23 protein-coding genes are annotated in these 18070 nt (G+C 74.7%); 9 read left to right on the top strand and 14 right to left on the bottom strand.

The window, feature by feature from the left end:
• Nucleotides 1-53: 53 nt before the first annotated feature.
• The 3 genes from ACI8AP_RS04820 to acs all read right to left on the bottom strand — a co-directional run bounded on the left by ACI8AP_RS04820 (nucleotide 54) and on the right by acs (nucleotide 3600).
• Complete coding sequence (locus ACI8AP_RS04820; RefSeq protein ID WP_456588198.1) at nucleotides 54-980, bottom strand: alpha/beta fold hydrolase; 927 nt, start codon at nucleotides 978-980, stop codon at nucleotides 54-56.
• Nucleotides 981-984: 4 nt separating this feature from the next.
• Complete coding sequence (locus tag ACI8AP_RS04815; RefSeq protein WP_456588197.1) at nucleotides 985-1485, bottom strand: phage holin family protein; 501 nt, start codon at nucleotides 1483-1485, stop codon at nucleotides 985-987.
• A 165-nt stretch (nucleotides 1486-1650) separates the two neighbouring features.
• Nucleotides 1651-3600 carry an acetate--CoA ligase gene (gene acs, locus ACI8AP_RS04810; RefSeq protein WP_456588196.1) on the bottom strand — a complete coding sequence of 650 codons (1950 nt, stop codon included), beginning with the start codon at nucleotides 3598-3600 and terminating at the stop codon, nucleotides 1651-1653.
• Nucleotides 3601-3733: 133 nt separating this feature from the next.
• Between acs and ACI8AP_RS04805 the strand changes: the two genes are divergently transcribed.
• Both ACI8AP_RS04805 and ygiD read left to right on the top strand, forming a co-directional pair.
• Nucleotides 3734-4432: a (2Fe-2S)-binding protein gene (locus ACI8AP_RS04805; RefSeq protein WP_456588195.1), complete on the top strand. Its 699-nt coding sequence runs from the start codon at nucleotides 3734-3736 to the stop codon at nucleotides 4430-4432.
• 86 nt (nucleotides 4433-4518) lie between these two features.
• Nucleotides 4519-5370 carry a 4,5-DOPA-extradiol-dioxygenase gene (ygiD, locus tag ACI8AP_RS04800; protein WP_456588194.1) on the top strand — a complete coding sequence of 284 codons (852 nt, stop codon included), beginning with the start codon at nucleotides 4519-4521 and terminating at the stop codon, nucleotides 5368-5370.
• Nucleotides 5371-5453: 83 nt separating this feature from the next.
• Here ygiD and ACI8AP_RS04795 read toward each other — a convergent pair whose 3' ends face one another.
• From ACI8AP_RS04795 to ACI8AP_RS04785, 3 genes are read right to left on the bottom strand one after another with little or no spacing between them, the layout of a single operon-like run.
• Complete coding sequence (locus ACI8AP_RS04795) at nucleotides 5454-5744, bottom strand: helix-turn-helix transcriptional regulator (RefSeq protein ID WP_456588193.1); 291 nt, start codon at nucleotides 5742-5744, stop codon at nucleotides 5454-5456.
• Nucleotides 5745-5747: 3 nt separating this feature from the next.
• Nucleotides 5748-6602, bottom strand: a complete 855-nt coding sequence (locus tag ACI8AP_RS04790) for an ABC transporter permease (protein ID WP_456588192.1) — start codon at nucleotides 6600-6602, stop codon at nucleotides 5748-5750.
• Entirely contained in the window at nucleotides 6599-7477 is an 879-nt protein-coding gene (locus ACI8AP_RS04785) for an ABC transporter ATP-binding protein (RefSeq protein ID WP_456588191.1), read from the bottom strand. Before ACI8AP_RS04785 ends, ACI8AP_RS04790 begins: the two co-directional genes overlap by 4 nt.
• A 190-nt stretch (nucleotides 7478-7667) precedes the next feature.
• On the opposite strand from ACI8AP_RS04785, the gene ACI8AP_RS04780 reads away from it, so the two are divergent.
• Complete coding sequence (locus ACI8AP_RS04780; RefSeq protein WP_456588190.1) at nucleotides 7668-7826, top strand: hypothetical protein; 159 nt, start codon at nucleotides 7668-7670, stop codon at nucleotides 7824-7826.
• Here ACI8AP_RS04780 and cobA read toward each other — a convergent pair.
• The gene (gene cobA / locus ACI8AP_RS04775; protein ID WP_456588189.1) at nucleotides 7823-9046 is read right to left on the bottom strand and encodes a uroporphyrinogen-III C-methyltransferase; all 1224 of its coding nucleotides are present in this window, start codon (nucleotides 9044-9046) and stop codon (nucleotides 7823-7825) included. The genes ACI8AP_RS04780 and cobA overlap by 4 nt on opposite strands.
• An 11-nt stretch (nucleotides 9047-9057) precedes the next feature.
• Nucleotides 9058-10167, bottom strand: coding sequence for an Rv2231c family pyridoxal phosphate-dependent protein CobC (gene cobC / locus ACI8AP_RS04770; protein WP_456588188.1), 1110 nt, complete (start codon nucleotides 10165-10167; stop codon nucleotides 9058-9060).
• A 72-nt stretch (nucleotides 10168-10239) separates the two neighbouring features.
• Between cobC and ACI8AP_RS04765 the strand changes: the two genes are divergently transcribed.
• The 4 genes from ACI8AP_RS04765 to ACI8AP_RS04750 all read left to right on the top strand — a co-directional run bounded on the left by ACI8AP_RS04765 (nucleotide 10240) and on the right by ACI8AP_RS04750 (nucleotide 12548).
• Nucleotides 10240-10692 (top strand): hypothetical protein, encoded by a 453-nt coding sequence (locus ACI8AP_RS04765; protein ID WP_456588187.1) that lies wholly within the window; start codon nucleotides 10240-10242, stop codon nucleotides 10690-10692.
• Nucleotides 10689-10982: a transcriptional regulator gene (locus ACI8AP_RS04760; RefSeq protein ID WP_456588186.1), complete on the top strand. Its 294-nt coding sequence runs from the start codon at nucleotides 10689-10691 to the stop codon at nucleotides 10980-10982. The genes ACI8AP_RS04765 and ACI8AP_RS04760 overlap by 4 nt, the downstream gene beginning before the upstream one ends.
• Before the next feature lie 139 nt (nucleotides 10983-11121).
• Nucleotides 11122-12186 carry an AbrB family transcriptional regulator gene (locus ACI8AP_RS04755; protein ID WP_456588185.1) on the top strand — a complete coding sequence of 355 codons (1065 nt, stop codon included), beginning with the start codon at nucleotides 11122-11124 and terminating at the stop codon, nucleotides 12184-12186.
• A gap of 146 nt (nucleotides 12187-12332) precedes the next feature.
• The gene (locus ACI8AP_RS04750) at nucleotides 12333-12548 is read left to right on the top strand and encodes a hypothetical protein (RefSeq protein ID WP_456588184.1); all 216 of its coding nucleotides are present in this window, start codon (nucleotides 12333-12335) and stop codon (nucleotides 12546-12548) included.
• 8 nt (nucleotides 12549-12556) lie between these two features.
• Here ACI8AP_RS04750 and ACI8AP_RS04745 read toward each other — a convergent pair whose 3' ends face one another.
• Nucleotides 12557-13066 carry a type II toxin-antitoxin system PemK/MazF family toxin gene (locus ACI8AP_RS04745; RefSeq protein ID WP_456588183.1) on the bottom strand — a complete coding sequence of 170 codons (510 nt, stop codon included), beginning with the start codon at nucleotides 13064-13066 and terminating at the stop codon, nucleotides 12557-12559.
• Nucleotides 13067-13251: 185 nt separating this feature from the next.
• Between ACI8AP_RS04745 and ACI8AP_RS04740 the strand changes: the two genes are divergently transcribed.
• The gene (locus tag ACI8AP_RS04740; RefSeq protein ID WP_456588182.1) at nucleotides 13252-13449 is read left to right on the top strand and encodes a hypothetical protein; all 198 of its coding nucleotides are present in this window, start codon (nucleotides 13252-13254) and stop codon (nucleotides 13447-13449) included.
• A gap of 21 nt (nucleotides 13450-13470) precedes the next feature.
• On the opposite strand, the gene ACI8AP_RS04735 is transcribed toward ACI8AP_RS04740, so the two are convergent.
• Complete coding sequence (locus tag ACI8AP_RS04735) at nucleotides 13471-13896, bottom strand: VOC family protein (protein ID WP_456588181.1); 426 nt, start codon at nucleotides 13894-13896, stop codon at nucleotides 13471-13473.
• Nucleotides 13897-13937: 41 nt separating this feature from the next.
• Nucleotides 13938-14561: an MSMEG_1061 family FMN-dependent PPOX-type flavoprotein gene (locus ACI8AP_RS04730; protein WP_456588180.1), complete on the bottom strand. Its 624-nt coding sequence runs from the start codon at nucleotides 14559-14561 to the stop codon at nucleotides 13938-13940.
• 40 nt (nucleotides 14562-14601) lie between these two features.
• On the opposite strand from ACI8AP_RS04730, the gene ACI8AP_RS04725 reads away from it, so the two are divergent.
• Entirely contained in the window at nucleotides 14602-14991 is a 390-nt protein-coding gene (locus ACI8AP_RS04725; protein ID WP_456588179.1) for an acyl-CoA thioesterase, read from the top strand.
• Here the strand turns inward: ACI8AP_RS04725 and ACI8AP_RS04720 are convergent.
• The 3 genes from ACI8AP_RS04720 to ACI8AP_RS04710 form a co-directional block, all read right to left on the bottom strand.
• A complete protein-coding gene (locus ACI8AP_RS04720; RefSeq protein ID WP_456588178.1) occupies nucleotides 14978-16480 on the bottom strand; it encodes a cobyric acid synthase in 1503 nt (500 codons plus the stop codon). The two genes, ACI8AP_RS04725 and ACI8AP_RS04720, sit on opposite strands and share 14 nt — an antisense overlap.
• Nucleotides 16477-17142, bottom strand: coding sequence for a lysophospholipid acyltransferase family protein (locus ACI8AP_RS04715; protein ID WP_456588177.1), 666 nt, complete (start codon nucleotides 17140-17142; stop codon nucleotides 16477-16479). The genes ACI8AP_RS04720 and ACI8AP_RS04715 overlap by 4 nt, the downstream gene beginning before the upstream one ends.
• A 122-nt stretch (nucleotides 17143-17264) precedes the next feature.
• Nucleotides 17265-17978 carry an ANTAR domain-containing protein gene (locus ACI8AP_RS04710; RefSeq protein WP_456588176.1) on the bottom strand — a complete coding sequence of 238 codons (714 nt, stop codon included), beginning with the start codon at nucleotides 17976-17978 and terminating at the stop codon, nucleotides 17265-17267.
• Between the last annotated feature and the right edge of the window lie 92 nt (nucleotides 17979-18070).

The following is an 18070-nucleotide window of genomic DNA, read 5'->3' as shown; positions in this document are numbered from 1 at the left end:
CCACCACTCGCTTCGCTCGTGCCGGGTCCCTGCAGCGGGGCCGTTCCAGCGGGTCACTTGGCCCAGTCGGCGATGGCCCGGGTGACCTCGTCGGGGGCCTCCTCCTGCGGGAAGTGGCCGACCCGGGGCAGCTCCCGCCACTCGTAGGCCCCCGCCACGTAGCGGCCGGACCCGCGCGCCGTACCCGGCAGCACGTACGGGTCCAGCGCACCGTGCACCTGCAGGGTGGGCGCCGTGATCGGGGCCGCCATCCGCCGGGCGTACCGGAGACCGTCGGGCCGCAGCTGGGACCGGCCGGCCCAGCGGTAGTACTCCATCGCCCCGTACGCGGCCTGCGGGATGCGCGCCGCCGCGCGGTAGCGGTCCACGGCCGCCGCGAACTCCGCGGTGCGCGCCCACTCCGGCCCGGCCCAGCGCTGCATCAGGTCGGCCACCGGGTCGTCGTCGACCCGGGTCAGCCGCCGTTCGGGCAGCCGGGGCACCTGGAAACCGAGCGCGTGGCGCATCGCCCGGCGCTGGCGGCGGTCGGCCATACCGGCCCGCAGCAGCCGGGGGTGGGCCATCGACACCACGACCAGCCGGCGGACCACCCGCGGGTGCAGCGCGGCCGCCGTCCAGCCCAGCAGGCCGCCCCAGTCGTGGCCGACGACGACCGCATCGCGTTCCCCGAGCGCCCGCACCAGCGCCGCGACGTCGGCGGAGAGGGTCGGCAGGTCGTATCCGCGAGGTGGCTTGTCGCTGGCCCCGTAGCCGCGCAGGTCCGGCGCGACGACCCGGAACCCCGCCCCGGCCAGGGCCGTGAGCTGGGCGCGCCAGGTCCACCAGAACTGCGGGAAACCGTGGAGCAGCAGCACGAGCGGCCCGTCACCGGCCTCCGCCGTGTGCAGCCGCACCCCGTTCGCGGAGATGTCGCGGTGGGTCCAGGGCCCCGGCAGCAGCACGCTGACGGCGTCGGGACGGCCGTCCGGAGGGACGGTCACCGAGTCAGACCCGGTAGGTCTCGTTGCCGCGCAGCTCCACCTTGCCGCCGTTCACCACGGGGACGTCGCGGTGGCGCGCGCCGGGCGCCTCGCGGTGCATCACCTCGGGCAGCTCGCGCAGCGACTCGATCGTCCGCTCGGGCTTCTCGATCTTCTTGATCAGCCGCTTGCCGATCAGTGCGAGCACGCCGGCGACGAGCAGCAGCACGACCCAGACGATGAGGTAGGACAGCCAGCGGGGCACGCCCAGCGCGGTGAGCCCCTCGGCGAGGGCGATGAAGAGGAAGAACATCGAGAAGCCGGCGACGACGCCCGCCGCGCCGAACATCCCGCCGCCGATGGCGCCCTTCTTCGCGGACGTGCCGATCTCGGCCTTGGCCAGCTCGATCTCACCGCGCACCAGCGTCGAGACGTCGGCCATCGCGCTCTGCACCAGCGTGCCGATCGAGGGCTCGGCCGCCGCGCTGCTCCCGTCGGTTCGGGTCGTCGACACACTGTGGGCCACGGGTGGCTCCTCCTTCGGTGGAACTGCTGGTCGGGACGATCGTGCCCCATGGCCAGCGGGACCGCGTCCCGGTGCCTGCAGACTCGGTGGGGCGGGAGGGCATAGGAGGCTCTACCTGCGTGCCCGGGGTCCGAGGCGCAGGTAGAGCTTCCTATGCCTGGGAGGTCAGCCCTCCGCGGGAGTGGCGGGCAGCTTCTCCTTGATCATGTTCATCACCGACGAGTCGGTCAGCGTGGTGACGTCGCCCAGCTCGCGGTTCTCGGCGATGTCGCGCAGCAGCCGGCGCATGATCTTCCCGGACCGGGTCTTGGGCAGCTCCTGCACCACCATGATCTGCCGCGGCTTGGCGATCGGGCCGATGTCCTTGGCGACGTGCGTCTTGAGTTGCTGGACCAGCTCGTCGCCGGAGTCCTCGGCGTTCCCCCGGAGGATGACGAACGCGACGATGCCCTGGCCGGTGGTCGGGTCGCTGGCCCCGACGACGGCGGCCTCGGCGACCGTCGGGTGGCCGACCAGCGAGGACTCGACCTCGGTGGTGGAGATGCGGTGGCCCGACACGTTCATCACGTCGTCGACCCGGCCGAGCAGCCAGATGTTGCCCTCGGCGTCCTTCTTCGCGCCGTCACCGGCGAAGTAGACGTTCTTCCCGAAGCGCGACCAGTAGGTGTCGACGTACCGGTCGTCGTCCCCCCAGATCGTGCGCAGCATCGACGGCCACGGCTCGGTGAGCACGAGCAGCCCGGTGGAGTCGTCGGTGAGCTCGTTGCCCTCGTCGTCGACGACCTTGGCGGAGATGCCCGGGAACGGGTGCTGGGCGGAGCCGGGGGTGAGGGTGGTGACGCCGGGCAGGGGCGTGAGCATGTGCGCCCCGGTCTCGGTCTGCCACCAGGTGTCCATGATCGGGCAGCGGCCGCCGCCGATGTGCTCGTGGTACCAGAGCCAGGCCTCGGGGTTGATCGGCTCGCCGACCGAGCCGAGCAGCCGCAGGGAGGTCAGGTCGAAGCCGGCCGGGACCTCCTCGCCCCACTTCATGAACGTGCGGATGACCGTGGGCGCCGTGTAGAGGATCGTGACGCCGTACTTCTGGATCAGCTCGAACCAGCGGCCGCGGTGCGGGGTCTCGGGTGTGCCCTCGTACATCACCGAGGTGGCGCGGTTGGCCAGCGGCCCGTAGACGATGTAGCTGTGGCCGGTGACCCAGCCGACGTCGGCCGCGGTCCAGAAGACGTCGGTGTCGGGCTTGAGATCGAACGTGGCCCAGTGGGTGTAGGCGACCTGGGTGAGGTAGCCGCCGGACGTGTGCAGGATGCCCTTCGGCTTCGCCGTCGTCCCCGACGTGTACATGATGTACAGCGGGTGCTCGGCGTCGAAGAACTCGCACTCGTGCTCGGCGGACTGCCGGCCGACCACGTCGTCCCACCACAGGTCGCGGCCCTCGGTCCACTCCACGTCCTGCTCGGTGCGCTTGACCACGACGACGTTGCGGACACCGGGGCTGCGGCCCACCGCGTCGTCGACGGCGGGCTTGAGGGCGCTGGGGGCGCCGCGGCGGTACCCGCCGTCGGCGGTGATGACCAGGACGGCGCCGGCGTCGTCGAGCCGGCTCGCCAGGGCGTCGGCGGAGAAGCCGCCGAAGACCACCATGTGCACCGCGCCGATCCGGGCGCAGGCGAGCATCGAGATGATCGCCTCGGGGATCATCGGCAGGTAGATGGCGACCCGGTCGCCGGCCCGCACACCGAGCTCGGTCAGGGCGTTGGCGGCCCGGCAGACCTCGTCCTTGAGCTGGGCGTAGGTGATCGTCCGGGTGTCGCCCGGCTCGCCCTCCCAGTGGTAGGCCACCTGCTCGCCGTGGCCGTCCTCCACGTGCCGGTCCACGCAGTTGTAGGCCACGTTGAGCCGGCCGCCGACGAACCACTTCGCGAACGGCGGGTTGCTCCAGTCGAGCACGGTGTCCCACTCCTGGTCCCAGCTCAGCCGTCGCGCCGCGGACTCCCAGAACGCCAGCCGGTCGCGGGCGGCCTCCTCGTACACCTCGGGGCCCACGTTGGCCTGGGCGGCCAGGGCCTCGGGCGGCGCGAAGGTCCGGCCGTCCAGCTGGGGCGTCTCGCTCATGTGGTCCTCCCGGGTCCGGTGCCGCGGTGGGCCCGCGGCCGTGCAACGTGTGCCACGACACACCGTATGGCGGACAGTGCTCCGGCGTCTGCCCCACGCGAGCCCCCGAGCGACGACCGGCCACACTGGGCCGGTGAGCGGTCGCCAGGCGCAGGTCGCGGCCCGGATCCCGGGTGCGGCGGCGCTCGGCCTGGTGCCCCCGGAGGGCGCCCCGGTCGTTCCGGCGACCGCGTTCGCCGACCGGGTGTGGCTGACCGACCTGCTCGCCGGCCGGGCCCGCGGCGGCAGCCGCCGGGTGCACGCCACGGTGTGGTGGTACTCGGCCTCCGCCGTCCTCCTGGCGCCGCTGCTGGCCGGGCTCGCGGTCGGGCGTCCGCTCTCCGGCCGCCTCCCCGACGTCGCCGTCGCCCTGAGCCCGGGCGGTCTCCCGCTCGCCGCCGTCTCCTCGCGGGGGGACGACGACCCGGCGGCGGGGCTCCGCGAGACGCTCGGCGACGTCGTCCCCGCGCTGGCGGACGTCGCCGGGATGCGCGAGCGGCCGCTCTGGGCGATCGCCACCGACTCGCTGGCCAACGGGCTGCTGGGCCTCGGCCGCGCGCTGGGCGACGTCCCGGCGGTGACCGCGCTGGCCGCGCCGCTGGCCCGGGCGGTCGGCGCGCCGCTGCCGGCTCCCCGCTACGTCGACGTCGGCGGTGCGCGGTTCACCGCCCGGGTGTCCTGCTGCCTGGTGGACCGGCTGCCGCCCGGTGCGAGGTGCCTGTCCTGCCCCCGCCGCCCCCCGGCGGAACGGCAGGTGCTCCTCGAGGACGCGGCCACCCGGCTGCCGGGCTGATCCGTCGCTGTCGGTGCCGCGACGACGTCGCACCGCGAGGCTTCGCGCGAGATGATCGACGGAGGCGACGAGAGCGGAGGTCAGCGATGCCCGTGATGCCCGCCGCGTTCCTCGGCCACGGCAACCCGATGAACGCGCTGGAGAGCAACCGCTACACGGAGGCCTGGCGGGCCTTCGGGCGGTCGGTGCCCCGGCCCCGGGCCATCCTGGTGATCTCCGCCCACTGGTACGTGCAGGCGACCGCGCTCACCGCGATGCCGCGGCCGCGCACCATCCACGACTTCTTCGGCTTCCCGCGGGAGCTGTTCGACGTCCGGTACGAGCCCCCGGGCCTGCCGGAGCTGTACGACGAGGTGGCCGACATCGTGCACCCGACGTGGGTGGGGGCCGACCTCGACAGCTGGGGCATCGACCACGGCGCGTGGTCGGTGCTGGCACACGCCTTCCCCGACGCCGACGTCCCGGTGGTGCAGCTGTCGATCAACGCGCTCAAGTCCTTCGACTACCACCTCCAGCTCGGGGCGGCGCTGGCGCCGCTGCGCGAGGACGGGGTGCTGGTCATCGGCAGCGGCAACGTCGTCCACAACCTCGGCGGGGTCAGCCGCGCGCTGCCGGACGCCGGGTTCGACTGGGCGCAGCGGTTCGACGAGGCGGCGAAGGAGTGCATGCTGACCGACCCCACCGACGTCGGCCGTCTCGACGGGCACCGCGACTTCGACCTCGCCGTCCCGACGCCGGACCACTTCCTGCCGCTGCTCTACGTGGCCGGCATGGCGGGCGCGACCGACGCGCCGGTGGACGTGCTGGTCGACGGCTACGCCTACGGCTCGCTGTCGATGACCGCCTACACCGTCGGCATGGACGCCCCGGAGGCGGCGGGGTCGGGCGTCGCTGCGGCGCTGCCCGACGGCCCGCCCCCGGACGGCGCCAACATCTGATGGACCACCGACCAGGCATAGGAAGCTATGCATGCGTTTCCGGCGCGAGAACGTATGCATAGCTTCCTATGCCCAGTGGGTCGCTATGCGGTGCGGGGCTCCTCGTCGGCGGGGCGGTGCAGATCGGTGATCCGGGGGAAGGGGCGCGTCGAGAAGACCGCCTCGACCGGTACGCCGAAGAACTCGGCGATCCGCAGGGCCAGGTGCAGGCTCGGGTTGTACTCGCCGCGCTCCAGGTAGCCGACGGTCTGGTAGTGGACGCCGAGGGCGTCGGCGAGCTCCCGCCGGGTCACCTGCTGCTCGGCGCGCAGCAGCGATATCCGGTTGTGGACGGCGTCGCCGGAACGGTCGCCGGCGGGGCGATCAGGAGCCACCGATCAGCGCACCCACTGCAGGGTGGCCTCCCGGGCCGCCTGCACCTGCGACCCGGACTGCCGGCGCGCCATCCGGCGCAGCACCCGGGGGGTGACCAGCGCGCCGAACACGGCCCAGGCGGCCAGGACCACGACGGTGAGGCCGGTGCGCCACGAGTCGCCGAGCTCGAGGGTCGCCGCCGCGTCGGGGAGGAACGCCGAGCGCAACCCCAGGCCGATCCAGTAGATCGGGAAGACCTGCGCCACGGCCTGCACCCACCCCCACATCAGCGTGATCGGGAAGAAGATCCCCGAGATCGCCGTGAGGACCAGTACCGGCAGCATGCCCCAGCTGCCCACCTTCTGCGTGCTCGGCACGACCGCCCCCAGGATCATGCCCAGCGGCAGCGTGGCCAGCAGCCCGAGCACGACCACCCAGGCGACGGTGAGCCACCCCGACGCGCCGCCGTGCATCAGCCCGTCGAAGAGCAGGAAACTCGGCACCAGCACGGTCAGCAGCGACGGGAACAGCGAGAGGGAGTGGTAGGTCAGCTGCCCGGTCACGTACCCCGGCATGCCGTGGGGGAGCGCCTTGTGCCGCAGCAACGTGCCGTCCTCGCGCTCCATGGCCAGCGCGAAGGCCGGACCGATCACCACACCGAAGGCCAGCAGCGCGCCGAGGATGCTGGGCAGCGCGTACGTCGGGTACATCAGCCCGGTGCCCTCGAGCTCGTTGTCCCGGTTGAACCAGAGGTAGAGCAAGGTGCCGACGGCGGTGAACAGGTAGAAGCCCTGGTCCTGCGGGCTGCGCAGGCTCAGGACGAACTCCGTCCAGCCCCGCTGGAGCCCCAGACCGATCGCGTGCCGGGTGGCGTTCATCGGGTGACCTCCTCCAGGACCGGGTCGGCCGGGCGGCCGGACTCGAAGCGCTGCACCATCGCCAGGTAGGTGTCCTCGAGGCTGGCGCGGCGGACCTCGAGGTCGGTGAGCCGGTCGCCGTGCTCCTCGAACAGCCGGCGGACGAAGGGGACGACGTCGTCGGTGGGGTGCACGTAGCGTTCCGCGCCGCAGGCCCAGCGCACCTCCGCCGTGCCGGCGACCTGGCGGGTGAGCTCGTCGGCGCTGCCGGCGGCGACGATCCGGCCGTGGGCCAGGATGAGGATCCGGTCGGCCAGCTTCTCCGCCTCGGCCAGGTCGTGGGTGGTGAGCAGGATGCTCGTGCCCTCCAGGTCGGAGAGCCGGTGCACCAGCTCGTGGAAGTCCCGCCGCGCCTGCGGGTCGAAGCCGGCCGTGGGTTCGTCGAGGAAGAGCAGCTCGGGCCGGCCGATGATGCCGACGGCCACGTCGAGCCGCCGGCGCTGGCCGCCGGAGAGGGTGCCGATCTTGCGGTCGGCGTGCTCGTCGAGGCCGACGGTGGCGATGAGCTCGTCGACGTCGTACGGGCGCCGGCGCTCGGGTGTCGAGTAGGGCGTGAAGTAGCCGCCGAGCTGGGTGAGCAGCCGGCGCGGCGTCCAGCGGGCGTGGTCGCGCCAGGACTGCAGCACCACGCCCACCCGGGCCCGCCACGCGTCGCCCGCGGTGGCCGGGTTCTCCCCCAGCACCCGGACCTCCCCGGCCGAGGGCAGCCGGAAGCCCTCCAGGATCTCGATCGTCGTGGTCTTGCCGGCCCCGTTGGGGCCGAGCAGGCAGACGACCTCGCCGGGGTGGACCTCGAGGTCGACGCCGGAGAGGACTTCCTGCTCGCCGTAGGTCATCCGTAGCCCGCTGGTCCGGACGACCGGTTCACCTGCCGTGTCCCGCTGAGGACCCATACCGCCACACCCCTGTGCGCTCGTCGGTGCGGCCGATAGTAGGAGTACTACATCGAGAGCACAAGTGCATACGGAACGGCGGTGGCTCTCACGCCTCGTAGCGGCTCACGTGTGGGACGTAGCGACCCCCCGCGTGGACGAACGGATCCGCCACCGCGCCCGGAGCGCGCTCAGTGGGCATCCTGCGGAGGCCGACGTCGCGCTGGCCACCTGCGGCGGTGAGTTCGACGACGCTGCGGGGACCAGCACGGAGAACACCGTGGTGTTCGCGACGGTGGCCGACGGCTCCTAGGTGGCAGCGGTGAGCCCGGCCACCTCACCGACGACCCAGACCGCCGGGGGGCGGACTGCGTGCTCGGTGAGGGTGGCCGGGAGGTCGGCCAGGGTGGTGCGCAGCGACCGCTGGGTGGGGGTGGAGCCGTCGGTGACGACCGCGACCGGGGTGTCGGGTGCGCGGCCGTGCTCGACGAGGGCGGCGGCGATGGCGGGGGCGGTGTCGACGCCCATGAGGACGACGAGGGTGCCGCGCAGTGCGCCGAGGGCGGCCCAGTCGACCAGTGACTGGGGGTGGCCGGGGGGCAGGTGGCCGGAGACGACGACGAATTCGTGGGTGAGGCCGCGGTGGGTGACCGGGATGCCGGCGAGGGCGGGGACGGCGACGGCGCTGGTGATGCCGGGCACGACCTCGACGGGGATGCCGGCGTCGGTGCAGGCCTGGACCTCTTCGAAGCCGCGGCCGAAGACGAAGGGGTCGCCGCCCTTGAGACGGACGACGCGGCGGCCGGCGCGGGCGTGGGTGATCAGCAGGTCGTTGATGGTCTCCTGGGCCATCGAGCGGCCGCGCGGCAGTTTGGAGGCGTCGACGACCTCGACCTCGGCGGGGAGCGAGGCGAGCAGTGGCTGGGGGCCGAGGTGGTCGGCGACGACGACGTCGGCGGTGGCCAGCGCCTGCCGGCCGCGCACGGTGATCAGCCCCGGATCACCCGGGCCGCCACCCACCAGCACCACGCTGCCCGCGGGGGTCGGGCGTGCGGCGCGGTCGCGGATGCTGCCGTCGGTCAGCCCGGCGACGATCGCGTCCCGCACCCCGATCGCCCGCTGCGGGTCCCCGCCGCCGTGCACGCCCACCACCAGGTCGCCCTGCCGGCCGATCGCCGGGGTCCAGACGCTGGAGGCGGCGCGGTCGTCGGCGCGGGCGCAGAAGATGCGGGCGCGCTCGGCCTCCTGGGCCACCGCCGCGTTGACCGCCGGGTCGTCGGTGGCGGCGACGGCGTACCAGGCGCCGTCGAGGTCCCCGGGCCGGTAGGGCCGTCGGTGCCAGGTCGTGCTGCCGGCCGCGGCGAGCGACTCGAGCGCCGGGGTGACCTCCGGGCTGACCACCGTGACGCGGGCCCGGGCCTCCAGCAGACCGGCGACGCGCCGGTGGGCGACCCGGCCGCCGCCGACGACGACGACCGGCCGGTCGCGCAGCCGCAGGCCGACCGGGTAGACCGTGCCCGACTCGGGGGGCACCGGGGTGGCGTTCAGCGGATCTCCTCGGGGATGCGGGGGGCGGTTCCGGGGGCGGAGCCGGGCCCGTGCGTCCCCGCCAGGATCCCGGCGAGCGTTCCGGCGAACGCGCGCGAGGTCTGCGGATCCCGCACCGCGACCCGGAGGTGGTCGGTCGTGAGGCCCGGGAAGGTGTCGCCGCGGCGCACCGCCCAGCCGGCGTCCCGCAGCGCGGCGCGCACCCGCGCGCCGTCGGGCACGCGCAGGAGGACGAACGAGGAACGGGGCTCGGCGACCACCTCGACCGGTGCCGGCAGCGCAGTGAGCAGCGCCTCCCGGTGGGCGACCAGTTCGACGGCCGCGGCGCCGGCCTCGGCGCGCGCGGCCGGGGTGCTGCAGGCCACCAGTGCGGCGAGCGCGGGCGTGCTGACCGGCCACGGTGGCTGCTGGGCGGCCATCGCCGCGATCAGCTCCCGTGGCCCGAGGGCGTAGCCGACCCGCACCCCGGCCAGGCCCCAGGTCTTGGTCAGGCTGCGCACCACGAGGAGCCCGGGCAGGTCCGTGCGCCCGGCGAGGGACTCCGGCTCACCGGGGACGGTGTCGGCGAACGCCTCGTCGACCAGGACGATCCGTCCCGGTCGGGTCAGGGCGGCCAGGTCGCCGGCCGGGTGCAGCACCGACGTCGGGTTGGTCGGGTTGCCCAGGACGACGAGGTCCGCGTCGTCGGGGATCGCGGCGGGGTCGAGCCGGTAACCGTCGGCGGGGGAGAGCAGGTGCCGGCTGACCGGGTGCCCGGCGGCCCGCAGCGCCGCCTCCGGCTCGGTGAAGGACGGGTGGACGACGACGGCCTTCCGGGGGCGCAGGGCCCGGGCGAGCAGCACGAAGACCTCGGCTGCCCCGGCGGCCAGCAGCGCCTCGTCCGGGGTGCGCGCGTGCGCGGCGGCCACCGCGGCCCGGGCCGGGGTCTGGTCCGGGTAGGCGGCGCTGCCGTCGAGCGCCTCGCGCAGCACGACCCGTAGCCACTCCGGTGGCGTGCCGGCGCGCACGTTGACGGCGAGGTCGACCAGGCCGGGCGCCAGCTCGGCGTCGCCGTGGTGTCGCAGATCCGTCACGTCTCCTCTTCGCGGTCGGCGTCGATGGGCCATTCGACCACGGGCGTGTAACGGGAGTGTGGCGCGACTTGACGAACTGGAAAGCGAGGACTCAGACTTTCCGGCATGGAAAGCGACGACAGGGACGCCCGGACCCAGCTGGCCGCGTTGCGCGCGGACCGGGCGGCGCTGGCCGAACGCGTCGTCCAGCCGTGGTGGTACGACGTGCTCCTCGGCCTGCTCACGTTCCTGCTGTTCGCGTCGTACTCGTTCGCGTTCCCCTGGCTGACACTCGGGGCGCTGGTGGTCCACCTGGCGGGGCTTCGCGGGCTCATGGCGGTGTACCGGCGGCTGACCGGCGCCTGGGTCAGCGGCGACCGGCCGGGGCCCACCCGCCGGGCGTACACGGCGTGGCTGGTCGGTGCCACGCTGGTCGTGGTGCCGGCACTGGTCCTCGAGCTGCTGCTCGACGTCCACGGGGCGATGGTCGTGGCCGGCGCGGTCCTCGGGATCGGCATCGCGCTCGTCAGCCGGTGGTGGACGCGCATCTACGTCGCCGAGCTGCGCGGCGAGCTGTGACCACCGTCGAACCGCGGTTCGACCCGGTCGTGCACGCCCCGCCGCGGCTGCAGGTGTGCGGGCTGCTCGCCGTCGTCGACACGATGGACTTCGCCGCCGTCCGCGAGCAGGTCGGCGTCAGCGACTCGGTCCTCTCCAAGCACGTCAAGCAGCTGGAGGCGGCCGGGTACGTGACGGTCCGCAAGGTCACCCGCGCGTCCCGGGTGCGCACCAGCCTGGCCCTGACCGCCGCCGGCCGGGCGGCCTTCGACGCCCACGTCGCCGAACTGCGGCGGATCACCGGCGGCTGAGTCCGCCCTCGGGGCGGTGCGCCCGACTTCCCGTGCGGAGCGCCCTCGCTGCCGGGGCGCCGGCAGCCGACCACCCGCGCGTGGCCAGCGGCACACCGGCAGAGTGTGCGCCGGCGGCGGAACGGGGAGCGGGGGGCTGGTGCGGGGCGGACGGGGTGCGACGCTGCTCGACGCGGCCGCCGTCGTCGGCGGAGCCGTCGCGCTCGGCCTGCTGCTGGGCCTGGCCGGCCTGCCGTCGCCCGCGCTGTTCGGGGGCCTGGTCGCCGGGCTGGTCCGCGCGCTCGCGGTACCTGCACCGGCACGGGTCCCCGAGCGGCTCGGGACCGCCGGGCAGGCGGTCGTCGGCGTCTCCATGGGCGCCCTGGTCGACCTCGGCACGCTGCGGGCGGTGGCCGCCGACTGGCTCCCGGTCCTCCTGGTCACCGTCGGGACGCTCGTGCTGAGCCTGCTGGCCGGGCTCGCCCTGCGGCTGCACCGGGGGATCAGCCCGGTCACGGGGGCGTTCGCCATGATCGCCGGTGGCGCCTCCGGCATCGTGGTGATGGCCCGCGATCTGGGAGCCGACGAGCGGATGGTCGCGGTGCTCCAGTACCTGCGGGTGCTGCTCATCGTCCTGCTCATGCCGGTGGTCGCCACCACCGCCTACGGCGCCACCGCGGGAGCCGGGCTCACCCCCGGCGACGCCGGGGGGCCGGGCTGGCCCGCCGGGCTGGCGTTCACCGCCTCCTGCTCGCTCGTGGGGCTGGTCGGGGGCCGGCTGCTCCGGGTCCCCGTCGCCGCGCTGCTGGGCCCGCTGGTCGCCGCCGCGGTCGCCGACCTGACCGGCCTCTCCGGTGGTGCGGGGGTGCCCGCCCTCGTCGAGAGCGCGGCCTTCCTCGTGATCGGCCTGCAGGTCGGCATCAGCTTCACCCGCGGGAGCCTGCGTGCCATCGGCCGCGCCCTGCCGCTGGCGCTGGCGATCATGCTGGCCCTGGTGCTGGCGTGCGCCGGGCTGGGCGGGCTGCTGGCCGCCGCCACCGGGGCCACCGCGCTCGAGGGCTACCTGGCCACCACGCCCGGTGGGCTCTACGCGGTGCTGGCCACCGCCCGGGACTCGGGCGCCGACACCACCTTCGTCCTCGCCGTCCAGGTGATCCGGCTGTTCGTCATGCTCTTCAGCGCCCCACTGGTGGCGCGCCGGCTCCGGCGCAGACCCCCGGGCTGAGCGACCCGGCCACCGGGCTGCCGGGGGGCGGGGGACCTGACGGGCGGGCCGGACGCGCCTACCCTCGTGGACCGGCGCACGAGCGGGAGGAGAGGGACCTGTCCGAGGAGAACGCGGCCACGACCGGGGCCGACGCCGACGACGCGGTGCTGCTGTTCGTCGGCGGTCCGCTCGACGGCCGGGTGCAGATCCGGGAGGCCCGGCACGGTGACCCGCTGCCGACGGTGACCCACGTCCACCTCCACGGCGGGCCGAAGGTCGTGCACCGCTACGACCTGGAGCCGATCGGCGACGGCCTCGGCGTCTACAACCTGCGGCCGCCGGTGCGGCGGCCCGCGCGGGACGAGTCGGTCGCGGACTGACCCCCGCCTCACCAGCCCTGCACGCGGCGGGCCTCGGCCACGACGCGGTCGAAGCGGCTGCGGTCCAGCGCGGCGCCCTCCCGGCGGACCGTCCCGGGATCGAGCACCAGCAGCCGGTCCAGCCGCACCTCGCTCGCCCGCCCTCGCGGGTCCCAGGCGCCGGTGCCGATGTCGGTCCACGACCGGCCGTGCCGGGCCTCGTCGGCGGCGTCCCGGTCGTGGTCGCGGCTGGTCAGCATCAGACCGAGGAGGTCCTCGCCCCGCCGGCCGATGATCAGCACCGGTCGGTCCTTGCCCCGGCCGTCGTCCTCCTCGAAGGGCACCCAGGCCCAGACGATCTCCCCGGGATCGGGACGGTCGTCGTCGAACGGCCGGTACTCCACGTCCGGCGCGCCGGCCGGCCGCGGGCTCCCCGGCGGCGCGGGCCGCCCGCGGGCGGGGGAACGGCTGCTGCGCAGCAGGTGCAGCACGCGGCCCGCGGTGTGCGCCGCCGTCCGCCCGAGCCGGAACCTGGCCATGACCGCACCGTACGGAGGGGTGGCCGCGACGGCATCGTGCGCCCCGGCGAGGACACAGGAGCATCACCGTGTGTCACACGTGACACATCGGCACCATCTGGTCACCGTGGGGGTTGGCGGTGTCGATACGGGGGCACGATGGGCGCACGGGGAGCGTGGCGGCGCCCCCGGGAGAAGGGGGGCTCATGACTTCGGCCGAACCGGCGCGCCCGGCGCTCCCACGCGCACGGGAGGTGCAGGCGAGCGTGCTCGCCGCCTTCCAGTTGGTGGAGGACGCCCGCTACCTGGGCTCCAGTCGCAGACGCCGCCGCCTTCGGGTGCGCGCCGTGGCCGAGCGGGCCGTCGCCGACCGGAAGCTCGCCCGCGACCTGCGCGCCGGCTGAGCACCCAGGGGGAGTGCCTCCTCAGGTGAGGCAGAACTCGTTGCCCTGCGGGTCGGCCATCGTCACCCATGCGAACGGGCCCTGCTGGCCGCGCCACAGCTCCGTGGCACCCAGCCCGGCGAGCCGGGCCACCTCCTCCTCCCGCCGCTCGGGCGCGACCCGGACGTCGAGGTGCAGCCGGTTCTTGACGGCCTTCGGCTCGGGGACGAGCTGGAACAGCACGCGCGGGCGGCCCGGCTCCGCCGAGGTGATCGCGGCGCCTGCCTTCCACACCAGTGCACCACGGTGCGTGGTGGTGTCCGACCCGGCGGCGGCGCCGGTCTCGACCATCCGGCGGATGAAGGCCTCGTCCTGGGGTTCCACCCGCCAGCCCAGCGCCTCGGCCCACCAGTCGGCGAGCTCATGCGGGGCGGACGAGTCGACCACGACCTGCACGTCGAAGGACATGGCCGCAGGTTAGGGCGCCGCACCGACAGAACCCGCCGGCGTCAGAGCTCCAGCGCCAGGTCCGCCCGGATCACCGCGTCGTCGGTGGGGATGGTGGTGTCCCGGCAGTGCTCGCGCATCACCTCGCCGAACGGCGCGAAGGCCGAGCGGTCCACCCGCTGCTCCGGGTCCCACAGGCCCGAGCGCATGACCGACTTCGGGCACTGGAAGTAGGCGCGCTCCACCTGGACCACCAGCACCGACAGCGGTGCCCGGCCGAACTCGGTGAGGTCGAGATCCAGCGACCCGGGGTCCACCAGCGACGTCGTCCCGTAGACCCGCAGCGTCTCGTCGAAGCCGGGGACGAAGAACATCAGCGCGGCCCTCGGGTTGGCCACCAGGTTGCGCAGGCTGTCGACCCGGTTGTTGCCGCTCCGGTCCGGCAGCGCCAGCCGGTGCTCGTCGAGCACGTGCACGAAGCCGGGCGCGCCGCCCCGCGGGGAGACGTCGGGCCAGCCGTCGGGCGAGGCGGTGGCCAGCGTGGCGAACGGGCTCAGCGCGATGAAGTCGCGGCAGTAGCCGTCCAGCGCGCCGATCACCTTGTTCAGCACCCGTGGAGACGCCTCCCGGTACCCGGCGAGCACGACGGCGTCGGAGGGCGGGGTGGCGGGCGTCTCGGGGTGCACGCCCCGACGGTATCGGCCCGTGCGGCTAGCGTGGCGACCCGTGCCCGAGGTCTGGAGTTCCCCCGTCCGCTACGTCGAGTGCGACCAGCAGGGCGTCGTCTTCAACGCCCACTACCTGACGTGGGCCGACGAGGCGTCGAACGGGTGGTGGGCCGCACAGGGGTTCGCGTGGGACGAGCTGGTCGCCCGCGGCATCGACCCGGTGGTCAAGGCCACCGCGCTCGAGTGGACGTCGTCGGCCCGCTGGGGCGACACCGTCGCCGTGGACGCCGAGACGGAGAAGGTCGGCCGCACCAGCGTGTCGGTGCGGTTCACCGTGCGCGTCGGCGACCGGGTCTGCTGCGTGGTGCGCACCACCTACGTCTCCGTCACCGACGGCCGCGCCACCCCCTGGCCGGACGACGTGCGGGCCCGCCTCAGCGAGGGCTGAACCCGGCGCCCGGCGGCAGCATCGGCAGGTCGGCGGGCGGTCCTGCCTCGATCAGCCGCCACAGCGCGTCGGTGTCGGCGTGCTCGGCGACCAGGTCGCCCAGCCGGTCCAGCCGGGCCTCCCGCACCGCCGCGAAGTCGGTGTCCGGGGAGGGGACGAAGCGGCGGCCGGTGATCCGGGCGACCTCGGCGAGGAAGGCCCGGCGGAAGCCGTCGTTCTCCAGCGCGCCGTGCCAGGTCGTCCCGAAGACCGATCCCGCGCGGGCCCCGTCGAGGAACGGCTCGGCGTCGCCGTCGACGGTCACGACCCCGTGGTGGATCTCGTAGCCGTGCACCGTCTCGCCCAGCGCGGACCCCACCGGGCGGGCCAGCGTCTTCTCCCGGGCGAAGCGGACGGCGGCGGGCAGCAGGCCCAGCCCGGTCACGGTGCCCGCCCGGGACTCCACCTCGTCGGTGATCGACCGGGCCAGCATCTGGTGGCCGCCGCAGATGCCGAGCACCGGAGTCCCCTCCGCCGCCCGGCGCAGCACGGCGTCGGCGAGCCCGGTCGCGCGCAGCCAGGCCAGGTCGGCGACGGTCGCGCGCGTCCCGGGCAGCACGACCAGATCGGCGTCGGCGAGCTCCTCGGGCCGGGTCACGTACCGCACGAGCACACCGGGCTCGGCGGCCAGCGCGTCGAGGTCGGTGAAGTTCGACAGCCGGGGCAGCCGGGCGACCGAGACGCGCAGGACGTCGTCGCCGACCGGTGGCGAGGCGGCGGACGCGGCGGGCACGTTCAGCGAGTCCTCGACGTCCAGCTCCAGGCCGGAGAGCCAGGGCAGGACGCCGAGCGTCGGCCGCCCGGTGAGCGCGGTCAGCTGGTCCAGCCCGGGCCGCAGCAGCCGCACGTCGCCGCGGAACTTGTTCACCAGGAACCCGGCGACCAGCCGCTGGTCCGACGCCGGCATCAGCGCCACGGTGCCGTGCAGGGCGGCGAAGACGCCGCCCCGGTCGATGTCGCCCACGACGACCACGGGCAGGTCGGCGGCGGTGGCCAGGCCCATGTTGGCGATGTCGTCGGGCCGTAGGTTGATCTCGGTGGGGGAGCCGGCGCCCTCGCAGACGACGACGTCGTACCGCGACCGCAGGTCCGCGAGCGACTCGAGCACCTGCTCGAGCAGCGCCGCCTTCATCGGCCGGTACGACAGCGCGGTCACGTCGGCCACGGGCCGGCCGAGCACGACCACCTGGCTGGAGTTCTCCCCGCCCGGCTTGAGCAGCACCGGGTTCATGGCCGCCTCCGGCTCGACCCGCGCCGCCGCCGCCTGCATCACCTGGGCGCGGCCGATCTCGGCCCCGTCGAGGGTGACCATGGAGTTGTTGCTCATGTTCTGCGCCTTGAACGGCGCCACCGACACGCCCTGGCGCACCAGCCAGCGGCAGATGCCGGCGGTGACCACCGACTTGCCGGCGTCCGAGGTCGTGCCGGCGACGAGCAGCCCTCCGCTCACGCCGCCTCGCGCGGGGCGTCCCAGCCGGCCTTCTCCTGCCCGGAGAGGTCGGCGATCGCCAGCATGATCCGATCGGTGACCTCGCGGCGGGCCCGGTTGCGGTTCGCCTGGCCGGCCAGCTCGGGGAAGGTCAGCGGCTCGCCGAAGGTGATCGCGATGCGGTGCGGGCGTGGCCAGCGCGCGCCCACCGGCTGCACCTTGTCGGTGCCACGCACCGCGACCGGGACGACGGGGCAGTCGGCGGTGAGCGCGAGCCAGGCGACCCCGGTCTTGCCGCGGGCCAGGCGGCCGTCCTTGGACCGGGTGCCCTCCGGGTAGAGGCCGAAGGCGGTGCCGCCCCGCAGGATGCCGAGTGCGGTGTCCAGGGCGGCCTGCGCGGCCCGGTGGGTCTCCCGCTCGACCGGGTGGGCCCCCAGTGCGGTGAACAGCGTGCGGGTGAGCCACCCGCCGACTCCCCGGCCGGTGAAGTACTCGGCCTTGGCCAGGTAGGCCACCCGGCGCGGGGCGGCCAGCGGGATGGCGATGCTGTCGATGAAGGACAGGTGGTTGCTGGCGAGGATGACCGGCCGGTCGAGCGGCACGTTCTCGCGCCCGGTGATCTGCGGCCGGCACATGAGGAAGAACAGCGGGCGCAGCACGAATCGGGCCAGGACGTAGAACATCGCAGGCTCTCCCTCCTCGGCGGCCCGGGGGCCGCGACCCCGGACACCACGGGCTGCCCGCGATCCTGCCGGAACCCGCCCGGCGGCGGGACGGCGGCTCCGGCGAGGGCCCGGCCGGGCGGCTACCCCGGGGGGCAGGCGTCCCGGAGGATGAGGCGCACGTCCTCGGGCAGCCGGCCGTGCCCCGTGGCCGAGGCGGTGATGGCCTGGGCCACGTCCCGGACCTTCCGGTGGGTGTGGCTGGAGATGTGCGACAGCAGGTCGAACGCGACCTGCTCGGTGCAGCCCGTGAGCACCATGAGGATGCCCTTGGCCTGCTCGATGACCGCGCGGCTGGCCATGGCCGCCCGGAGCTGCTGGACCTCGGCCCGGAGGATCTCTGCGCCGGTGGGCCCGGGCACCGGTGGCCGGGAGCCGGTGAGGTCGACGCAGATGCCCTCCACCGCGCGCACGCCGCCCGCGTCGTCCCGGTCGGGCTCGCCGACCAGCAGCACCTGTCGCGGTGGACGTGCCGGGTGCACGACGCGGGTCTCGACCGCGAACGGCCGGCCGGCCCCGCAGGCCGAGAGGGCGGCGAGCACCCGCCCGGCGTCGTCGGGGTGCTGGACGCCGATCAGCGCCTCGGTGCAGGGCGCGGTGGCCGTGGCGTCCAGGCCGAGCAGGTCGTGCATCTCCGGGGACCACCACCAGCTCCCGGTGTGCCGGTCGAACCGGTAGCGGCCGGCGATCGCCGGCACCGGGGCGGGGTGCCGGGTGATGGTGCGGCGCGGTTCCCGGCCCCCGTCGAGCGGGGGGCGGGTGGCCGGAGGGGTGCGGGCGGGCGCCGGTGACGACATGGTCGACCTCCTCGGCGGAGGCGTGCCGGTGCCGGCAGACCCCCGGGCACCGGCTGTTCGACACCCGGGCGCCCCGGCTCCGACGGGCCGGG

Source organism: Blastococcus sp. SYSU DS1021 (genome assembly GCF_054050995.1).
The sequence above is the reverse complement of the archived record's forward strand: the minus strand, read 5'-3'. Positions and strand labels throughout refer to the sequence as shown.